Annotated in this window: 26 protein-coding genes and 1 pseudogene; 10 read left to right on the top strand and 17 right to left on the bottom strand. The window is 66.3% G+C overall.

The annotated features are described in order from the left end of the window. Positions 1 to 170 precede the first annotated feature (170 nt). From MFF13_RS09250 to MFF13_RS09240, 3 genes are read left to right on the top strand one after another with little or no spacing between them, the layout of a single operon-like run. On the top strand, positions 171 to 641 hold the full coding sequence (locus MFF13_RS09250) for a hypothetical protein (protein WP_238272037.1): 471 nt from the start codon (positions 171 to 173) through the stop codon (positions 639 to 641). After that, the gene (locus MFF13_RS09245; RefSeq protein ID WP_238272036.1) at positions 638 to 1,561 is read left to right on the top strand and encodes a DUF7146 domain-containing protein; all 924 of its coding nucleotides are present in this window, start codon (positions 638 to 640) and stop codon (positions 1,559 to 1,561) included. Before MFF13_RS09250 ends, MFF13_RS09245 begins: the two co-directional genes overlap by 4 nt. Continuing rightward, positions 1,552 to 2,811 (top strand): AAA family ATPase, encoded by a 1,260-nt coding sequence (locus MFF13_RS09240; RefSeq protein WP_238272035.1) that lies wholly within the window; start codon positions 1,552 to 1,554, stop codon positions 2,809 to 2,811. Before MFF13_RS09245 ends, MFF13_RS09240 begins: the two co-directional genes overlap by 10 nt. Positions 2,812 to 3,077: 266 nt before the next feature. Here the strand turns inward: MFF13_RS09240 and MFF13_RS09235 are convergent, their stop codons facing one another. Beyond that, positions 3,078 to 3,416, bottom strand: coding sequence for a hypothetical protein (locus MFF13_RS09235; RefSeq protein ID WP_238272034.1), 339 nt, complete (start codon positions 3,414 to 3,416; stop codon positions 3,078 to 3,080). A 73-nt stretch (positions 3,417 to 3,489) separates the two neighbouring features. On the opposite strand from MFF13_RS09235, the gene MFF13_RS09230 reads away from it, so the two are divergent. After that, positions 3,490 to 3,831: a hypothetical protein gene (locus MFF13_RS09230; protein ID WP_238272033.1), complete on the top strand. Its 342-nt coding sequence runs from the start codon at positions 3,490 to 3,492 to the stop codon at positions 3,829 to 3,831. A gap of 68 nt (positions 3,832 to 3,899) precedes the next feature. Here the strand turns inward: MFF13_RS09230 and MFF13_RS09225 are convergent, their stop codons facing one another. Beyond that, positions 3,900 to 4,208: a DUF1488 family protein gene (locus tag MFF13_RS09225; RefSeq protein ID WP_238272032.1), complete on the bottom strand. Its 309-nt coding sequence runs from the start codon at positions 4,206 to 4,208 to the stop codon at positions 3,900 to 3,902. 110 nt (positions 4,209 to 4,318) lie between these two features. Beyond that, positions 4,319 to 4,669 carry a hypothetical protein gene (locus MFF13_RS09220; protein ID WP_238272031.1) on the bottom strand — a complete coding sequence of 117 codons (351 nt, stop codon included), beginning with the start codon at positions 4,667 to 4,669 and terminating at the stop codon, positions 4,319 to 4,321. Between the two features lie 711 nt (positions 4,670 to 5,380). Between MFF13_RS09220 and MFF13_RS09215 the strand changes: the two genes are divergently transcribed. Continuing rightward, positions 5,381 to 5,746, top strand: a complete 366-nt coding sequence (locus MFF13_RS09215; RefSeq protein WP_238272030.1) for a hypothetical protein — start codon at positions 5,381 to 5,383, stop codon at positions 5,744 to 5,746. Beyond that, the gene (terL, locus tag MFF13_RS09210) at positions 5,700 to 7,160 is read left to right on the top strand and encodes a phage terminase large subunit (protein WP_238272029.1); all 1,461 of its coding nucleotides are present in this window, start codon (positions 5,700 to 5,702) and stop codon (positions 7,158 to 7,160) included. Before MFF13_RS09215 ends, terL begins: the two co-directional genes overlap by 47 nt. Positions 7,161 to 7,167: 7 nt before the next feature. Here the strand turns inward: terL and MFF13_RS09205 are convergent, their stop codons facing one another. Both MFF13_RS09205 and MFF13_RS09200 read right to left on the bottom strand, forming a co-directional pair. Then, positions 7,168 to 7,419 carry a hypothetical protein gene (locus MFF13_RS09205; protein WP_238272028.1) on the bottom strand — a complete coding sequence of 84 codons (252 nt, stop codon included), beginning with the start codon at positions 7,417 to 7,419 and terminating at the stop codon, positions 7,168 to 7,170. Between the two features lie 249 nt (positions 7,420 to 7,668). Next, positions 7,669 to 8,148, bottom strand: coding sequence for a YfjT/YkfB family phage-associated protein (locus MFF13_RS09200; protein ID WP_238272027.1), 480 nt, complete (start codon positions 8,146 to 8,148; stop codon positions 7,669 to 7,671). A gap of 276 nt (positions 8,149 to 8,424) precedes the next feature. On the opposite strand from MFF13_RS09200, the gene MFF13_RS09195 reads away from it, so the two are divergent. Further along, positions 8,425 to 8,649, top strand: a complete 225-nt coding sequence (locus MFF13_RS09195) for a hypothetical protein (RefSeq protein WP_238272026.1) — start codon at positions 8,425 to 8,427, stop codon at positions 8,647 to 8,649. Positions 8,650 to 8,655: 6 nt separating this feature from the next. On the opposite strand, the gene MFF13_RS09190 is transcribed toward MFF13_RS09195, so the two are convergent. From MFF13_RS09190 to parA, 5 genes are all read right to left on the bottom strand, one after another. Further along, positions 8,656 to 9,735 carry a site-specific integrase gene (locus MFF13_RS09190; protein ID WP_238272025.1) on the bottom strand — a complete coding sequence of 360 codons (1,080 nt, stop codon included), beginning with the start codon at positions 9,733 to 9,735 and terminating at the stop codon, positions 8,656 to 8,658. Continuing rightward, entirely contained in the window at positions 9,698 to 9,955 is a 258-nt protein-coding gene (locus MFF13_RS09185; protein WP_238272019.1) for a hypothetical protein, read from the bottom strand. Before MFF13_RS09185 ends, MFF13_RS09190 begins: the two co-directional genes overlap by 38 nt. Before the next feature lie 149 nt (positions 9,956 to 10,104). After that, positions 10,105 to 10,461 (bottom strand): hypothetical protein, encoded by a 357-nt coding sequence (locus MFF13_RS09180; RefSeq protein ID WP_238272017.1) that lies wholly within the window; start codon positions 10,459 to 10,461, stop codon positions 10,105 to 10,107. Next, on the bottom strand, positions 10,458 to 10,754 hold the full coding sequence (locus tag MFF13_RS09175) for a ribbon-helix-helix domain-containing protein (protein WP_238272016.1): 297 nt from the start codon (positions 10,752 to 10,754) through the stop codon (positions 10,458 to 10,460). Before MFF13_RS09175 ends, MFF13_RS09180 begins: the two co-directional genes overlap by 4 nt. After that, positions 10,751 to 11,434, bottom strand: a complete 684-nt coding sequence (gene parA, locus MFF13_RS09170) for a ParA family partition ATPase (RefSeq protein ID WP_238272014.1) — start codon at positions 11,432 to 11,434, stop codon at positions 10,751 to 10,753. Before parA ends, MFF13_RS09175 begins: the two co-directional genes overlap by 4 nt. A gap of 441 nt (positions 11,435 to 11,875) precedes the next feature. Between parA and MFF13_RS09165 the strand changes: the two genes are divergently transcribed. Further along, positions 11,876 to 12,184: an FxLYD domain-containing protein gene (locus MFF13_RS09165; RefSeq protein WP_238272012.1), complete on the top strand. Its 309-nt coding sequence runs from the start codon at positions 11,876 to 11,878 to the stop codon at positions 12,182 to 12,184. A 14-nt stretch (positions 12,185 to 12,198) separates the two neighbouring features. Here MFF13_RS09165 and MFF13_RS09160 read toward each other — a convergent pair whose 3' ends face one another. From MFF13_RS09160 to MFF13_RS09130, 7 genes are all read right to left on the bottom strand, one after another. Further along, positions 12,199 to 12,609 carry a hypothetical protein gene (locus MFF13_RS09160; protein ID WP_238272010.1) on the bottom strand — a complete coding sequence of 137 codons (411 nt, stop codon included), beginning with the start codon at positions 12,607 to 12,609 and terminating at the stop codon, positions 12,199 to 12,201. A gap of 2 nt (positions 12,610 to 12,611) precedes the next feature. Continuing rightward, positions 12,612 to 14,666, bottom strand: a complete 2,055-nt coding sequence (locus MFF13_RS09155; RefSeq protein WP_238272008.1) for a hypothetical protein — start codon at positions 14,664 to 14,666, stop codon at positions 12,612 to 12,614. A gap of 79 nt (positions 14,667 to 14,745) precedes the next feature. Beyond that, on the bottom strand, positions 14,746 to 15,348 hold the full coding sequence (locus tag MFF13_RS09150) for a hypothetical protein (RefSeq protein WP_238272006.1): 603 nt from the start codon (positions 15,346 to 15,348) through the stop codon (positions 14,746 to 14,748). Between the two features lie 67 nt (positions 15,349 to 15,415). Further along, positions 15,416 to 15,826 carry a penicillin-binding protein gene (locus MFF13_RS09145; RefSeq protein WP_238272004.1) on the bottom strand — a complete coding sequence of 137 codons (411 nt, stop codon included), beginning with the start codon at positions 15,824 to 15,826 and terminating at the stop codon, positions 15,416 to 15,418. Beyond that, a complete protein-coding gene (locus MFF13_RS09140; RefSeq protein WP_238272002.1) occupies positions 15,826 to 16,026 on the bottom strand; it encodes a hypothetical protein in 201 nt (66 codons plus the stop codon). The genes MFF13_RS09145 and MFF13_RS09140 overlap by 1 nt, the downstream gene beginning before the upstream one ends. A gap of 1 nt (position 16,027) precedes the next feature. Beyond that, positions 16,028 to 16,291, bottom strand: coding sequence for a hypothetical protein (locus tag MFF13_RS09135; protein ID WP_238272000.1), 264 nt, complete (start codon positions 16,289 to 16,291; stop codon positions 16,028 to 16,030). Between the two features lie 10 nt (positions 16,292 to 16,301). Continuing rightward, positions 16,302 to 16,625, bottom strand: coding sequence for a hypothetical protein (locus MFF13_RS09130; RefSeq protein ID WP_238271999.1), 324 nt, complete (start codon positions 16,623 to 16,625; stop codon positions 16,302 to 16,304). 76 nt (positions 16,626 to 16,701) lie between these two features. Here MFF13_RS09130 and MFF13_RS09125 point away from each other — a divergent pair, with 76 nt between their 5' ends. Continuing rightward, positions 16,702 to 16,965: a helix-turn-helix domain-containing protein gene (locus tag MFF13_RS09125; protein WP_238271990.1), complete on the top strand. Its 264-nt coding sequence runs from the start codon at positions 16,702 to 16,704 to the stop codon at positions 16,963 to 16,965. Next, positions 16,958 to 17,345: pseudogene (locus tag MFF13_RS09120) on the top strand (hypothetical protein); the annotation flags it as partial. The gene MFF13_RS09125 and the pseudogene MFF13_RS09120, both read left to right, overlap by 8 nt.

Below are 17,345 nucleotides of genomic sequence, written 5' to 3'. Positions count from 1 at the left end.
AATACCCGAAACCGCCCAAGGCGGCAATCCGTCCCGACCCCTCAATTCGATACCCCTGCCGTCGAGGATCTGCGCACCCGCGCCGTTCTTACCCGCGTGCAAAGCCCGGCACTCGCCGCCGTGATTGCATCACTGGCCTACGCCACGCCCGAGAATATGCGAGGCGCGCGATGACCAGTGCCCCCGCGATCCCTGAAAAGGTGCGCCGGATAGTCCCCACGCTCGGGAGCCCGGTAGACGGCGAGGCGCTTGGCGCCTGTCGCGCCATCGGCCGCGTGCTGCAAGGCGAGGGTCTGTCCTACCATGACCTTGCCGCCGCGATCCCGGTTCGGACCGAGATCCCCGTTCTGTCCCGGACCCCGCCGGAATGGGACACGGCACGGTGGCGTTCAGCCTCGACAAGGCCGGCGCCCGACTATCGCCCGAGCCGGCGCAAGGCATCGGTGTTCACGCCCACGCAATCGGCGATCCACCGCCGGATGGCTTTGTTCTGCCGCAACGCGGATCGGGGGCGCCTCTCCGATCGCGAGCGCGCCTTCGTCTCCGAAATTTCCGCATCCCGGCGCGAGCTGACTGTGCGCCAGTACGACTGGCTCAGCACGATCACCGATCGCCTCGACATGGAGGACCGGCGCCAATGACGGCAACCCTCGCCGAGATCGCCAGGGCGTTGAGAGGGCAGGTCCACGGCGGCCAAGTGCTTGCCCCTGGACCGAACCACAGCGCCAAAGACCGCAGCTTATCGATCCGCCTCAGCGACGCGTCGCCGGACGGCTTCATCGTCTACTCGCACGCGGGTGACGATTTCCGCGCCTGCCGCGATTACGTGGCGGACGCCCTCGGCCTCCCGGTCGATCGGTGGCGTCAGTCCCACGAACCCGACCCGGTCGAGGTCGAGCGGCGCCGTGCCGCCCGCCAGCGTGCCGAGGAGGTCGAACGCGCCGCGTTGCTGCGCCGACAGCGGCAAGCCCGCGGGATCTGGGCGACGGCGCGCGATCCGAAGAGCACCATCGTAGAAGACTATCTGCGGTCGCGCTGCTTGGACCTCCCGTCCGAGGTCGCAGGAGATGTCATCCGGTTTCACCCGGCCTGCGCATGGGGCGAGAATACCGTGCCGGCCATGGTCGCCGCGCTCCGTTGCGTGCGAACGGGCGAGATCGTCGGCGTCCACCGGACGGCGCTGACGCCGGAGGGCGTGAAGGTCGGGCGTCGGATGCTCGGGGTCGCAGCCGGCGCCGCTGTGATGCTCGACGCTGAGGACACCGTGACCACCGGCCTGACGATTGGCGAAGGCATCGAAAGCTGCCTAGCCGCCCGTCAGATCGGCCTGCGCCCCGTCTGGGCGCTGGGCTCCACGGCGGGGATCGCCGCCTTCCCCCTGCTACCCGGCATCGACGCCTTGAGCCTGCTCGGCGAGCGCGACGCAGGCGCTAGCGATCAGGCATGCCGCGAGGTCGGCACCCGCTGGCACCGTGCGGGCCGGGCCGTCGATATCGTTCTCCCGAAGGTCGGGAAGGACATGAACGACCAAATCCGGGAGGGCACCCCCGCGTGGCATTGAACGGCAGCCCATTCCCCGAGCACGCGATTGAGCGGCAACCCTTCGTCCAGTCTTTCAACGACGACGACCGGTTCGCGCCGCCCGAGATGGACACGGACGAGGCCCCGCGGCCGATCCGAGCAACCCCGTTCGTCTGGATCGATCCGAAGACCATCCCGCGCAGGCGCTGGCTGTACGGGCGGCACTACATCCGTCGCTATCCAACCGCGACGGTGGCGCCCGGCGGCCTCGGCAAGACCAGCCTCGTGTTGGTCGAGGCCCTAGCGATGGTGACGGGCAAGCCGCTCCTCGGCGTGGCGGTGCCCGACAAGCTGCGGGTCTGGATCTGGAACGGGGAAGACCCCCGCGAGGAGATTGAGCGCAGGCTTGCCGCGGCCTGCCTCCACTATGGCATCGAGGCCGAGGACATCGGCGACCGCCTTTTCATCGACAGCGGCCGGGATACCCCCATCATCATCGCCCAGAAGCTCGGGGATGGCGTGACGGTCATGCGCCCCGTCGTGGACGCCGTGACGGCCGAGATCCGCGAGCGCCAGATCGACGTGATGACCGTCGATCCGTTCGTGTCCTGCCACGCGGTGCCGGAGAACGACAACGGGTCGATCGACCGGGTGACGAAGACCTGGGGCGGCATCAGCGAGGCGGGCAACTGCTGCGTCGAGCTGGTGCACCACGTCCGCAAGGCCGGCGCCGGGCAAACCACCTACACCGTCGAGGACGCCCGCGGCGGGTCGGCGCTGATCGGTGCCGTCCGCTCGGCTCGCGTCCTCAACGTGATGTCGCCGGAGGAGGCTGAGAAGGCCGAGGTCACATCCTCCGACCGCCGCCGGTATTTCCGGGTCGATGACGGCAAGTCGAACATGGCCCCGCCGCTGGAAAAGGCCGATTGGCGCGAGCTGGTCGGCGTAGGGCTCGGGAACGACGATCAGGACGGCCCCGAGGACTTCGTCGGCGTCGTGACGCCCTGGACCATGCCGGGCCTGTTCGATGCGGTTGAGGTCGGCGACCTGCGCAGGGTTCAGGACGCCATCAAAGCCGGCTCCTGGGCCGAGAACGCACAGGCCGCGAATTGGGCCGGGTTCGCTGTCGCCGACGTGCTCGGGATCGATGCCGAGACCGGCGGCGGCAAGACCCGGATCAAGGCCATGCTCAAGACCTGGATCGGCAACAAGGCCCTCAAGATCGACCGGCAGCACGACCCTCGAAACGGTCGCGACAAGCCGATGATCGTCGCCGGGGAGCGGGTCTGATGTGGCTGCCCTCAACCCAGTACCGCACCTCGAAATCCCAGGTGCGGAAAGGTGCGGAAGTGCGGAGGAAAGGGGTCCGCACCTCACTCCGCACCCTGCCCCCCCCCTTTAGGGGGGGGGGTCAGGTGCGGAAGTGCGGAGGCCCGTCCCGTTCCCTTTTTCGAGGTGCGGAAAATTCTGAGGTGCGGAAGGTGATCGCCCCCGCCAATCGCTTCGGCCCCTGGCGCAACGGCATTGACCCGGCCAAGCGCCTAGGCCCGCCCCCCTCAGATGCCGATGCTCGCGGCCCCTGCTTCAGCTGCCTCCCTCACCCCCGCGCCCTTTCGCAACGCCGCTGCAACGGCGGCAGAAGCTGTGTCGATAGCTGCGGCTCTGTCATCCCCGTAGTCACGGCTGTAATCTCGGTTAGCGTTGGAGCCTGCCTCGTAATTATCCGGAAATCTGCTGTTTATCCGCTGATTTAGCACCATCATGGCCTTGTTAAAGTTAGACGAAAAATCACCGCTTTCGCCGAGATCTGTTTCCAGAATTCGTCTATTATGTGTTGAGCTATTTCTCGATTGCGAGCGGCCAAAAAAATCTTTGAGCGATTTCAAAAAACCCATGGGGTTCACCAACTGAAGTTGAGAGAGGGGAGAAATTGAGCATCACAGTAGCAGTCAAACAGCGGAAATCGCCATGAAGCGCCCTCTGACGACCAACTTCACCGCACCGCCCCTTAAACCGGCTGACGTACCCGAGCCTGAGGTGCCTCTTCCGGCGACCTGGCGCGAGACCGCGGCCATTGTGGTCGCCTTAGGAGCCATCCTGAGCGCGATGGAGAGCGGGCCGAAGGTCGGCCCTGCCGTTAAGGCGTACCGCTCGGCTATTCGTCGCCACGGCCAGGAGGCCGCTGCGATCGGCGGGTCCGACGCGATGGAGGCGGTGCTTCGTCAGGTCGTAGACGCGGCCCCGGATCAGATTGGGCGCGAGGCTGTCCTTACAGAGGCATGGGCCGGCCTGCCGGGATGGCGGACATGAGGCCCACCATCCCAAGCCTACTCGCTGCATCGTCGGGCCCTTCAGCCCATCGGCAGCCAGCCGGTGTGTCAGGTCATTTCGTCCGACGCATTGGCTCGCGAGCCCGGCGCGGCGAAATCCTCGTCGGTCATCCGCAGATGCTCGGTGGGTTCCGAAAGCCGCTCATAGGTCTGCTTTGCCGTCCCCTCAATCACATCACGATGCGACTCGAAGAACTCGACAGGTCCAAGCCTGGTCGCGCCAAATTCGGCATGCATCACATCGACTGGGATCTCGACATGGATCACCTTCCCGCCCTCGATCATCTCGAACGCTACAATGTTCGGATCAGCGTCCGAGATGCGAGCGTTCTGCTCGGTGTGCTTTTCGAGGGCCATGGAACGGTGTCCGGCTGGCGACGACTGATCGCCGTCGCGCAGAGCCTTGAACTAGCGTTTCATGACGCCGCTGACAGACGGTGCAAGACAGCCCACCGGCAACGTTCGCGTCACCATCCCAGCCCAAGCGCCCGGGTATCCTCGCTTGGCTCGGCTGACTGTAGGTTCTCGATCAACACCGCCAAGGCTGCGAGCGCTGCCGCGCGCTGGTCGGCCACCCGGCCATTTTTCGTGTCGAGAGCTGCTGCAAAGAGGTTGGACGCTGCAACAGCCACTTCGAGCGCCGAGCCGAGCGCTGGCAAGACAACGATGCGGCGTTTCAAGCTCGCGGCTGTGCTGGACGTGGCAGATGCCATCATTCCATGCATGCCAGGCGAGGCTGTTTCGACTGCGCTCACCCACGGCCTCATGACCGTCGCGAGCAACGGCTGCAGGCCGGCTCCCTCCAGAATACCAGCCATTCAGCGCCTCTACCTCTCGGCGGTCGCGATTGTTTCTGCGCCCGAGCGCCGGACACTGACACGCTTGAGGCCGCGAGCACCATGGAGAGCCTGCCGATGACGCCCCACGAGAAAGCTGCCTACGATGCTGGGCTCCGTGCCGCCCTGGACATGGCCCGCACGGTAGCCGCCAAGATGGAGGCAGCACCCGGCGCGGCCGATCTCCGCAAGCAGGTTGCCGCCACCGCACTCCACACTTTCGCAGACGCCGCGACGGCACTTGCCCTTACGCCGAAGCCCAGCCCAGGCGTTGCCGCCTTGGCGGCCATCTCCGAGTTGCCCGGCGCCTCGGGCGAGATCTTGTGCCCTCAATGCTCCGGCCGGTTTCGATGGAGCAGGGACAGCACCAACGGTCACGTCCATGGCGGATGCGATGCCGGCTGCCTAGCGCTGATGCAGTGATAGTCGGCGACGAGGCTATCGTCGGGGGAAGGCATCAGCCCCGCCGCCTTCCGCCAAATCTACGGAGGCCCCCTCCAGATCTGGCAGCCATCTCGGCAGGAGGAGTTCCGAGAAAACCGAAGCCCCTATGCGGAGCAGCGTCGGTGACGGTCAACCATAGCTGGTGTCGCAACATCACTCCGACATCCATCACTGTTTCGCCCGCTGATCTGAACGATGATATAGCTCATGCTATATCTTATTCTGATCCAACCGACCCGTGATCCGCCGATGTCCAAGAACCTGAAGCCATTCCCCGCCGGTCAGTCCGGCAACCCCGGCGGTCGCCCTCGCCTGCCCGAGGACGCCAAGCAACTCGCTCGCGGCTACACGCGCGTCGCGATCGAGACCCTGGCGACCGTGATGCAGAGCGACGAGGCCCCGGCCGCCGCTCGTGTCACTGCCGCCTCGACCCTGCTGGACCGCGCATGGGGCAAGGCCCCCCAGCACATCACCACCGACAATCTGGGGAGCATGTCCGATGCCGAGCTTCGAGCCGAACTCGCCGCCGCCGCCGCAGAGCTTCGACGTTACGGCGTCGATGGCGAGGGTGAAGGCCCTTCGGCAGGAGGCGGAGAGCCGCCGACTGCGCACTGAGGTCCGGCAGTCCATGGTCGCGTGGTCGGTGGCCGCCGGCTACAACCCGGCCCCGCACCACGAACTGCTGATCTCCGAGCTTGAACTTTTGGAGAGCGACGACGGGCCGGACACGCTGCTCGTGTTCATGCCTCCTGGCTCGGCCAAGAGCACCTACGTGAACAACCTGTTCCCGGCCTGGTTCATCGCCCGGAACCCGGACAGGAACGTCATCACGGCCTCGCACGGCGCCGAACTCGCCGAGCGCTGGGGCCGCAAGACCCGCAACCTCGTGATCGCGCACGGCAACGAACTCGGCATCGCCCTGTCCGAGGACAGTTCCGCTGCCTACCGCTGGGCGACTACCCAAGGCGGCGAGTATTATGCTGTTGGCGTTGGCGTCGGCATCGCCGGCTTTCGTGCCGACCTCGGCATCATCGATGACCCGTTCGGCAGCCGTGAGGACGCCGAGAGCCGCCGATCCCGTGACCGGGTATGGGACTGGTACTCGGACGACTTCTCGACCCGCCTTAAGCCCGGCTCGAAGCGCGTCATCATGCACACGCGCTGGCACGACGACGACCTCGCCGGCCGGATCGTCCGGCAACTCGATGCGATCCGCCGCCCCTACCGCATCCTGTCCCTGCCGGCGCAGGCTGGCCTGGGTGATCCGCTCGGCCGTAGCCCCGGCGACTTCCTCTGGGATGACGGCGCCTACGGCTACGGCTCGCAGCTTCGCCAGCGGAAGGAGGAATGCGACGCCCGAACCTGGGCGAGCCTCTACCAGCAGAACCCTGTCCCGGACGGCGGCAGCTACTTCGAGAAGACGTGGCTCACCCCCGTGGCGACGGTCCCGCCCCGCGAGACCCTGAGCGTCTACGGCGCGTCCGACTATGCCGTGACCCGCGATGGCGGCGACTACACCGTGCACATCGTTGTCGGCGTCGATCCGGCCGGCAACATGTACGTCCTCGACCTCTGGCGCCGGCAGGCCGACAGCGCCGAGTGGATCGCCGCCTGGTGCGATCTCGTGAAGAAGTGGAAGCCGTTCGAGTGGGCGGAGGAGACAGGGCAGATCAAGGCGGCTCTCGGTCCCTTCATCGAGTCCGCCGCCCGTGCTGCGCAAGCCTACACTCGCCGCCGCCAGTTCCCGACGCGCGGCGACAAGGCGGTCCGCGCGCAATCCATCCGTGCCCGCATGTCGATGCGCGGCCTGTTCATCCCGCAGGAAGCCCCGTGGCGGCTCGATTTCGAGAGCGAGCTTCTACGCTTCCCCGCGGGTGTCCATGACGACCAGGCGGACGCCCTCGGCCTGATCGGCCAGCTTCTCGACACGGTTCGACCGGGCCACGTCGCGAAGACGGCCGCGGCTCCGAAGCCTGCGGGAGGCGGCTACAGCGCTGTCCGAAGCGGGTCGCAATCGTGGCGGGTGTAGGGGCTCGCTAACTTCGCATCGTGACCGACCCGTCGCCGAGATCGATCGCAGCAACCCTCGGACCGGGCATGCCCATCGCCGCCGTGGTGTCGTCCAGTGCCCGGTTGCAGGCCGCGACGAGGATGTTGGGCGAGGTCGTCGGCATGACCGCCAACAGGTCCCGCATGAGGGCCGCCATCACCGTTGAGCGGCCCGTCTCATGAAATCCTGCGCCCTCCCGCTCACGCTCGAAGGCCGCAACGACGTTCTCGGCGATCACCTGCGCCGAGCGCTCATTGCCGGGACTCTGCATCATCCGTTGCCCTTGTACCGGGCCGCCTCCGCCCAGCGCTTGATGGCCGTTCGCTCGCTCGCGTCCTGCGTCTGAAGGCTCTCGCCCATGTACCTCCCGGAGGCGACCCAGACGCTTTTCGACTTCTGATGCACGGTGACTTCGTGTGGCCTGTCCCACACCAGAATGGTTGTTTTCCTCAAATTCAACTCCCGTTCTACTTATAGGCACCCTTCATCACGGCGTGGTTCCCGTTTCACAGGGCTTTGAAGCCAATGCTTTTGCCGCTCCAGTTGTCTTGAACTTGGAGCTTCGCCCGTCCGATAGTTGAACGACCATAACGCTCGATTTGCGAAGTTTGGTCCAAAGGGCCATGAAGCTGCCTGCACATACTCTGCAATCTGTACCGATCACGCCCTTTTCGTCCACCGGTAAGCGGAAAACTTCGTCAATTACAAAGACATCCGCCAGCGACTTAGGGGCGGGGGGCTTGCCAACGATTTCGATAAATATACTGGTGCGCTTTGGCTCCCCGTCGCCTGCGGCACCGATATCGCAGGTGATATTAAAGCTATTGCCAGGCCCATTGCTCACAATGTGCTCTTGGTATCCCTGCCTCGCCGAGACGCCCCATTCTCCGAACGATTGCGCAGAAGCGGCTGATGGTAGATGAGCAGCGAAAAGACAAGCTAAGAGCCCCAAAGCATACTTCATCATAGAAACCCGCTCCCCGCATAATCCTTGAAGGCGTTCACTCTCCGAACATACCCGAGCACGGTCCGCTGGTCTCGGGCCTGACACCTCCATGATGCGGGCGAGGCGACCCCGGCGCACCTGCTCAACCTGGCTATCCTGACGTAGGGCCTTGCGCCCTTATCGTCGGCATCTATGCCCGCTCGGCCAGGGCTCTGAGAGACACCATCGCTCTCAATGCTCAACCGGAACCCTTCTCCTCCTAAGACACTTGCCTGCGAGCAAAATCAGGAGACCGGCATGGCTGACGAATATAAAATCAAACAATCGAACAACCGCTACCCCGTCGTGAAAGGCGACGGGGAAAATTGGGCGGTTGCGATCACGGACGTAGATGGCAACGTCAAATCACTCCTCGTCCCGAACGGGCGGACCCAGGAAGCGGCACAAAAGCTTGCAGACCACTTGGAACGAGAAACAGAGATGAAGATTGCCCCATCAGGGACATGGAAGTTTAACCCCTGATTTTGATTACAAGAACCCGCTTCCCGAGTGCCCTTTGAAGGCGTTCGCCCGGCGGATGTAGCCGACGACGGTGCGCGGATCGCGGTGCCCTGACTGATCCATGATCCGGGCGAGGTCCGCGCCTCGCTCGGCCGCCGACGTGATGTAGCCGGCTCGCAGCGAGTGCGCCCCGAAGGTCGAGGCATCGAGCCCGGCGGCGGTGCAGTACCGCTTGATGATGTCGGCGACGGCCTGCGTCGTGAGGCGAGGTGAGGAATATTCCTCACCTTTGGGCGGAAGGTGGGTCACGCGTCCCCCACCTTTGTCATCCTGAGCCGAAGGCTGCGCAACTTGCGCACCCCTTACCCGCCCCGACCGCGACACCGGTCTGAACAGCGGCCCTTCCGTGATCCCCGCGGCTTCCAGCCATTCCCGCACCAGAGCAACCGGCCGGATGAAGCGGCCATGCGGGATCGCTTTCTCGAACCCCTGCCCTTCCTGATCCACCTTGGACCGGCGAACCATGACGCGCAGGCCCTCCGGATGGTCGCGGAGATCGGCCACGTCGAGCGCCACCAGTTCGGACCGCCGGAAGGCGCCTGCGAACCCGAGCGCCAGCAGCGCCCGATCGCGCTTGCCCGTCATGGTATCCGGCGTCCGCATCAGGATCGCGGCCATGATGTCGGCGGTAGCGGCGGCCTTCTGCGTGGGAGCCGTGCCGACCCGGCGCCGAATGCCCTTGCTCGCGGCGCGCACGCCCTCGTCGTCGGTTGGGTCCGGCTGGCCGGCGAGCTTGTGAGCGTACCGGATCGCGGCGCATCGCCGGCCGATGGTTGAGGTAGACCGTCCGGCTTCGGCTTCCGCGACGAGGAACCCTGCCACCGCCTCGGGCGTCGCCGGCAGGGACCGGAACCCATACTGAGCGCACCAGTCCTGAAACACCCGCGCGTCGGCCGTGTAGGCCCGCACCGTCGCGTCAGCCTTGCTCGCGCGCTGGTACGCCTGGACGATCGCCGCGGCCTCGGCCGGCAAGCGTTCAACCGGTTGGACGATCTCGAGTGGCAGGAAATCAGGAGGCAACGACATCACGGCTTGCAGCAGCGACATCGAAGCGGCCCATCTGATCGGCCAGCTCGTCGCGCCAGTCTTCTGGCATCTTGATCCCGCGTAGCCTCATTCGGTCTTCGACGGCGGCAAGCACGCGCTGCCAGTGCTCGGGCGAGATCTGCTGCACGTCGGCGGCGAGCCCGAAGTTCCGTGCAACGGCCGAGGCGGCATCACGGAGCGGCGCGAACGCATCGTCGGGAGAAGATAGCTCTGGCTTCATTTCTTCACCTACCTTTCGCCCACGCTTATCTCAAACTTTCGAGAAGAACCCTTATCGAAAGTTACAGAGAATGCGGGCTTGCAGCAAGGCCCACGGGCGGGATTGTTGGCCTGCCCACAAGACGGCATGCGAACGACCGCGCGAGGCTTTCACTTCTTTGGGCAGTGCCAGCTAACTGCCTCAATCTGGCATGACCACTGATGCGCGGCAGCCCAGCCCTGCGCAACAGCGCCGGCCCCGCCGAGGATCGTGAAGAAGCCGACGACAATAGCGAACCACTTTTCGCTGCGGCTGAGATCCAAGCGGCGCCGGACTTCGACGGGGCGCCCATCCCAATACAGCAGCCCCGCGTCATCGACGCCGATCAGAGCAATTCCATCGAGTGAGATGGGATGCACCCCCTTCGGCCAGTCAGGAGCACCTGGGACTTTCGATCGCCCGCGCTTCCGCTTGTGCTCCCAGTCAACGGGGGCGAACTCCTCGGGTGTCTCAGGCTCCGCCATCATGCAATCCGCGACAGGCCATGCTTCTCGAACAGCAGATTGATCCCCTCTAGAAGGAGGTCCTGTTGCTGAGCGTCGGTGTCGGCCGCGAGCCGTTTCAACTGGCGGAACGCCTCCGGCGAGACATAGGCCGTCACCACGCGCTTGCCCTCGCGCGTCGTCGCCTTCGGGTAGCGGCTGCCGGGTGCGGCCTCCCGAGCCATGGCCGGGCGAGCCGCAGGCACAGGCGCCTCGACAACGGCTTCCGGCTCTACCGCAGCCGGCTTCGCCCCGAACAGACTTGGCCGCTTCGTCATCCCTGCCCCCCTGCCGTCTTGTTGTCAGGCCCGCCCGCAGGCAATCCCACTTGCTCGCATGCCCACGTGAAAAGGGCCGCCACTTCCTCGGCAGCCTTCCCGTCCGGCTCATACTCGGAGGCCGAACGCCCGTCGATCACCGCATAGGAGTAGGCGACACGCTGATGGATTACCTGCGGCGCGACACGCGAGCCGTCAGCTTCCAGGCCGCGCCGAGCTTCCTCTACGATCGCGCTGCGGGTCGGAGCCGACGACAGAACGACCCAAGCCGGTTTCTTGGCGATGGTCGCGAGATCCCGTGTCGCCTCGATCGCTTCGAGGTCGAACGCAGCCGGCCGGCATGGGATCAAAATAAGGTCGGCCGCCCGTGCAGCCGCGAGGGATGCGCGATCCGCGTTCGGGGCTGTATCGATCACGAGGAGGTCGGCACCGTTCGCGCGAGCGGCCTCTACGAGCTGCGGCAGCCGCTCGGCATGGTCGCCGATGACCTCGGGTTCGGGAGCCTCGCGCTTGTCGCCCCACTTCCGGGCCGTGGCTTGGGGGTCCAGATCGACCAGCGCCGTGCGGTAGCCGGCGAGCGTGCCAGCTACGGCAAGGTGGACGGCAACGGTCGATTTGCCGACGCCGCCCTTCTGACTGATGATTGCTATTGTCCGCACGCCCGCTTCCCTGCCTGCCATCGCGCCCGCTTGCCCACAGGCAGGCGACTCATTCAGCCACTATCCCCGTTTCAGCACGTCACGGGCCGACCTGTCGCGGACTATGATTGCCGCCCTGACCACAAGCCTGCTTGCCTTCGATGAGGCTTGCCTGCATTTCAGGCCGAACCAGCCGCGCCGTGGCCGAGTGTGCAAGCCGGGCGAGCTGCGATGGTGTGGCCGCCCGGCGAACGCTCGATTTCAACGATGGCGGGCTTGGATAACTCGACTTAGGATTGGAGACACAACCCTCTGACCCGAAGGCCCCTAGATATGCGGAATGCCGTCTGGGCCGGCCTCGCGATCATCGCCGGCTTATTCCTCGTAGCCCTGTTAGGCCCTGGGCCTGGTCCAGATCCTACAAGGCAGGCGACGGCCCCTGAGCCCCTGCCCACGGGGAAGCCTACCGTCATTCCTGATGACATGCGCGCTCGCCTTCGTGCCCGTGAACAAGTCATCATCGAAAGCTTTCGTCCTGCCAGCAAGGGAGGCGGGCAGATCAGCGAATTCAATGGCACCCTTAAAAATCTAGGCAATCGTGACGTAAAGGACGTTGAGATCACATGCGAGTATCAGGGCGGGAGTGGAACCGTCTTAGATCGAAAGGTGCAAACGGTTTACGAAAATATCGCCGCTGGCAAATCAATCCCCGTGCGGGGGCTGATTATGGGTCTAGTTGCTGATCAGTCCAAGACGGTCAGTTGCGTGGTATCTGATGTAAAACTGCGCTGACACCCCCGAGTGGATCAGCGCCTCCCGACCATGTTGAACAGCGCTACTCCGGCAGCCGCCACGACATTCCCTCGGCCGCCCCAAGGCAGAGCCGCGAGCGGGATCACAGCGCGCTCGGCTGCCACGACCGGCAACACGACCTCAAGCGCCTCGGCCTCCCGGTCCCCATCGTTCCCGCGCAGCCAGACAACCTGACTGACGTGGTGGTTCTCAGGGGCGGCGAGCGAGGGTTCCGCATCCGCGCCGTCCTCGGCATCGGTGTCGCCGTCCATGCGGTCGAGAACGGCGATGATGTGGTCTGCGGTATCCAGGGCGGTTTGCAGGGCTTCGCCAAGGCGAGTGCGAACCTCCGCCTCCGCCATCGGCGCCAAATCGACAGGAACGGCCACCTTGGGCCGCGGGGCGAAGCTGAGCACGTCGCCCATCGTCAGACCTCCCCGCCCTTACCGGACAGTCGCTCCTCCTCCGCGAGGATCGCCATCCCGATCATGATCCGCTCAAGCGCCTCCCCCGCGAGGCGAGCCATCTGGGCGAGGTTGCGTTGCGCGACGCCAAGCCCGCCGATGAGGTCGCTGAACTCGTCCTCGGGCTGGTCGCGCAGGAAGCTCGTCAGTTGCTCCCGGCTAGAGCAGACCATGACGAACCCATGCCGGAGCCACGGCAGCGTCACGCCTGCGTCCCTGATCCAATCGGCATTGGAAGGCACCGGGCAGGGGCCGTGAAGGTCGGACGGCGTGAACGGCGTGGCCGCAAGCCGGATCTGTGCCGCTTCGTCGGACTCCGCAGGATCGGCGTTCGGCGTGAACAGCGCCAGGTTTGCCGCGCTCGAAGCGATGGACCCGAGAATACCGCCAAGGGTCATTGTGCCCGTCACTCCCAGGTTTTCAGGCGCCCAGCGTTGAGCGTGGCAGATCACAGCGACAAGGCCCGCCAACGTCGTTGGAGGCGTCTCAAAAACCGCGTTCCATGCCTCGACTTCGGCCCGTTCGGCGTTCTCCCAAACTGCTTGAGCGAGCGCGACCGCGGGCTCCGAGGTGTCTAGGCCTTGTTCCCTGCGCCAAGCCTCGTCAGCGGGGTTGCAGGTTTCGTTGAAGGCGACGCGAGCCTCGCTGTGCGCCTGGATTGCCGCGAGCACGGGGTCGGCAGCGCCGTCCACCGGAAGGGGCGCCGATCGGCACAGCCGGTCCGCATCGTCCCGGATCGCGTTCAGGTGCTCAGTGTGCATCTGGTCGCCGATCGTGTCCGCCATGAGCGGCAGCAGATACGTCAGCTTGGCGCGGAGATCGGCCAGGGTCTGAGCGGGCGCATCGGCGATAGCGTGCTCAGCCTCGATCTGCATCGCCGCGTCGCGGTCGAACTCCTCGTCGGTCTCGCCGGCGCGAAGCTGGGTCGCCTGCATGACCTCGCCGTGCCGCACGATCGCGGCCCGGACATCTGGTGACACTGCGCTCGTCAGGTCCGCGTCGTGTAGAGCGGCCAGTGCCGCCGCTTCGCGCTCGCGCTCTCTAGCCGCATGGATCTCGTCTGCCGGGTTGGACTGTGCCGGCTCTGATGCCGCGTCACCCTCGGCCTCTGGCACCGGCTCACCCCCACGCTGCGGCACCAGCACGCCGACGACAGTGCCGACGAGCTTCTGGCGCAGATGGTCGGCATCGTAGGGGCCGTCGCTCGCGTAGACCGTCCCCGCACCGACGCGGTTGACCGGATCGACCCACCACTGCGGTTCGCCCTGGCCGCCGATCTTGCGGAAATGGGTCAGCACCACGTCACGGGTGCCGCCGTGCCACTCGATCACGCACAGGGCGCCGTGGACCAAGTCGCGGCGGGACGGATCGAAGATGACGGTCTCGCCCTTCCGAACTAGCGGATAGGCGCCCGCATCCTTCACGTACTGCTCGCCCATGTCCTCGGGGCACTCGCTCATCACCGGCAGCTTGGGCGGGCGAGGGCCGTACTTCGAGGGTAGATCGACATCGCTGTAGGTCCCGAGAACGCGATGGATCTGCTCGACGCGATCGGTGCTTAGGTGCCCGAAACGCCCCGTGCTGGGCTCCACCACCTCGATCAGAGGCATCACCTCAGACCCGGCTTTGAACGGCTTCGCGAACTCGGGCTGAAAATGGTGGGTCAGGTCGAACACGACCGGGCCGGGCTTGCCCTGGAGGTAGAACACCGCGAGGCCGGCGCTGGTCGGCATCTCGGGCGCTACGATAAGCGCGGCTCCAGGATCGGCATGCAGGCCAAGGCCCTCGCCCGTGACTTCGAGGGCGTAGGTTCCTTCGGGTGCGTCGGCCGACACCGGCACGGTGCCCCGCGACGGGGCTTCCTGCGGGGCAGGCAAGGCGGCAGGCTCAGGCGCCGATGGAGCACCGTTTTGGCTTTTCGTGAACCGTCCAGCGGTGTCGCGCAGGCGGGCGGCGCGGTCGCGCTGGCCGGCGTGTGCGTCTGTCGGATCATCTTGCGGGCGTACAATGCTGCGCATGTTAGGAACTCCGTGGGCTTGATGACTTGAAGGCGTGTGGGCAAGTGGGCCGTAGGTCAGGCCGACAGGCGGGCAGAGTTCACAGCAGCGAAGCAAAGCCCGTGAGGACGGCGCCGCCGCCGATGATGACGAGGGCGGCCAGCATTTCGCCGGCCATGCCGATGAAGCGGCGACCGTGGACAAAGGCGGTATCGGGGCGGATCGCGGCGACGGCCTGCCAGGGCTCGTCCTCGCCGGGCAGCGCTTCGTTTACCGGGGCGAGCGTCGCGTGCTGGCTGTAGCGATCGACGCCCGGCAGCAGGCGGGCCGAAGCGAGCGGCAGGCGGCCCGAGGGGAAGGCATAGGGGGTCGCGACCGGCGGCAGGTTGCTGCCAAGGAACAGCGTCAGGTCGGCGACGCGGGCCTGCGCGATGCCGTACCCCGGCTGATGGCCTGCCGAAAACTCGGCTTCCTCGCCGAGCCACCAGCGCAGGTGCCCGAGCAGGGCGAGCGCGCCGAACCGGGAGGCGCAAGGCGTCGTCGTCAGGGCGTCCGTTGCGGCGTCGTAGTCGTCGCTGGCGACCATAGACGCCTCGCCCTCGGGGGCGACCTGATAGGCGTCGTAGGCGGTGCGGTGGCGGAGGATCGCGGCGTGGATCGGGTCGGCGGCGGTGTCGAGGGCAAGGATACGGGCGTGCGTCATCGGTCGGGCTCCAAGGGGCTCGTGATTTCAGGGATTGAGGAAGACGGGCGTTCGGGTAGTCGCGCGTTCAGGTCGGCCGAGGCGGCAGCACGGCACCGGGTCGAGCGAACACCTTGCGCAGTCGGCGGCGCGCAGCACGTCGGGCGCCGGAGGTCCCGGCACGCTCGCCGCGGGTGGTGTGGTAGGCGGCCAGCGCCGCGGCGGTCTCGGGCGTGGTCGGCGTCAGGGCGTAGAGGTCGAGGCGAGCCAGCCGGCGCACGCGAGCCAGCGAGGCGCGGTAGGCGGACCAGCCGGCAGGCTGCGGCAGGCCAGCCTTCGCCCGGTCGTCAGCGATGCGGCCCGAACCGAGATAGGCAGCGTCGGCAGCCTCGGCCCAACGGATCGCAGGCAGGATGCCGTCAGAGGCGATGGCAGGCACCCGTGCGGCCACGACGACGAGGAAGGCGCCGAGGACGGTGCGGCGGGACAGGGCGGCCATCAGTTCGCCCCGCTCAGTTCGGCCGCGACGAGCCGCCAGCGGCGGGCGTTGCCGAGCGCCCAGGCATGGGCCTCGCGCTGGTCGGTCTCGCCGGCCGCGATCCGGTGCCGGTAGGAAGCCGCGAGGCGCAGGCAGATCGCGTGATCCTGCCGGGCGTGCAGCAGGCGGACGGCTGGGGAGCGGATGAGTTCGGCGGCCATGTCAGGCCGCCTTCGCGGAGGCAAGCACCACGACCGGGGCGCCGTGTTGCTTGGCTTGGCTCGATGCGAACTCGCTGGCATCGGCGACGCTGCGGAAGTTCATGCCGAGGTCGCTGCCGGCGCGCTTGCCGTCCGCGTACTCGTGGAACAGCGTCACAGCGAAATTGCCGTTGCCCTGACGGCGGATGCCGAGGACCGACTTGACCGGCAACAGGCTGACGCTGCGGCCGAGGACGTTGGCGAGGAAGGAGGCGGTGCGGGTCATCGGTCCGGCCTCAGTGCGCGCGGACGAGGCGGGAGGACTTCGCGGCAGCCCAGGCGCCCTTGAGGGCGTAGGACATGCACACGCCCCAGGCGTCGCCGGTCACTTCCATGCGGGCCTGAGCGGCGCGGGTCGCAGCGCGCATGATGGCGGAGCGGTCGAAGGTGCCGTCACGGCGGGTCAGCGGGGCAACGGTGCGGGAGAAGTGCTTGGCGCTCTCGGTGCAGACGTTCACGGCGGCCTTGGCGCGGGTGAAAACGCGGCGGGCGTCGGCGGTCAGCCGCGGGTCGGCGCTGCGGGCGATGTGCGAGTGGGGGATGAGGTTGGCGTAGCGCATCGGGGCGGGCCTTGCGTTTCGTCTGATGTCAGCTATTTAGTATGGCATCCCTCTCGAAGTCAATATTAAAAGACTGATGTCTGGCGAAAAAGTCTTAAGTTCGGCTCAGTGCCGTGCCGCCCGCGCCATGCTCGGGTGGAGCCGGGAGGATCTGGCTGAGAAAAGCGGGGTGTCTCGGCCGACGCTGGCGGATTTCGAGACGGACAAGCGCAAGCCCTACGACCGGACGCTGGCGGATATTCAGCGCACGCTTGAGACCGCCGGCCTCGAATTCATCCCCGAGAACGGGGGAGGGGCCGGCATCCGGTTCCGCGAGCGCAAAGCGCCTGCCGGTGAATGACCGCCGGCACACCGCCATTCACGAGGCGGGGCACGCTGTCATCGGCCGCGCGCTGACGATGGCCTGCGGCTGGGCGACGATCACAGCCGACGACGACAGCGCCGGGCACAGCATCACGGCCGATCCCAACTTGATCCTGTTCGAGTGGGACCGGCGCGGAAAATGGCGAGGCACTGCCGGCGGCGGAATGCGCTCGGTGTTCCTTGGCCGCATCCTGACGTTCATGGCTGGCGCCGAGGCGGAGACCGCGATCCTCGGCTCGTGCCTTGAAGGCGGCGACGCCGAGGACCGCTACCAGATCACGCTCATGCTCTACGAGATCGAAGAAGAGGACCGACACGAGGCCCGAGAGGCGCGTCTACGGCGTGCAGCTCGCGCCT

Source organism: Methylobacterium cerastii (assembly GCF_022179125.1).
Taxonomy (GTDB): Bacteria; Pseudomonadota; Alphaproteobacteria; order Rhizobiales; family Beijerinckiaceae; genus Methylobacterium; species Methylobacterium cerastii.
This window is presented reverse-complemented; position numbering and strand designations above follow the sequence as displayed.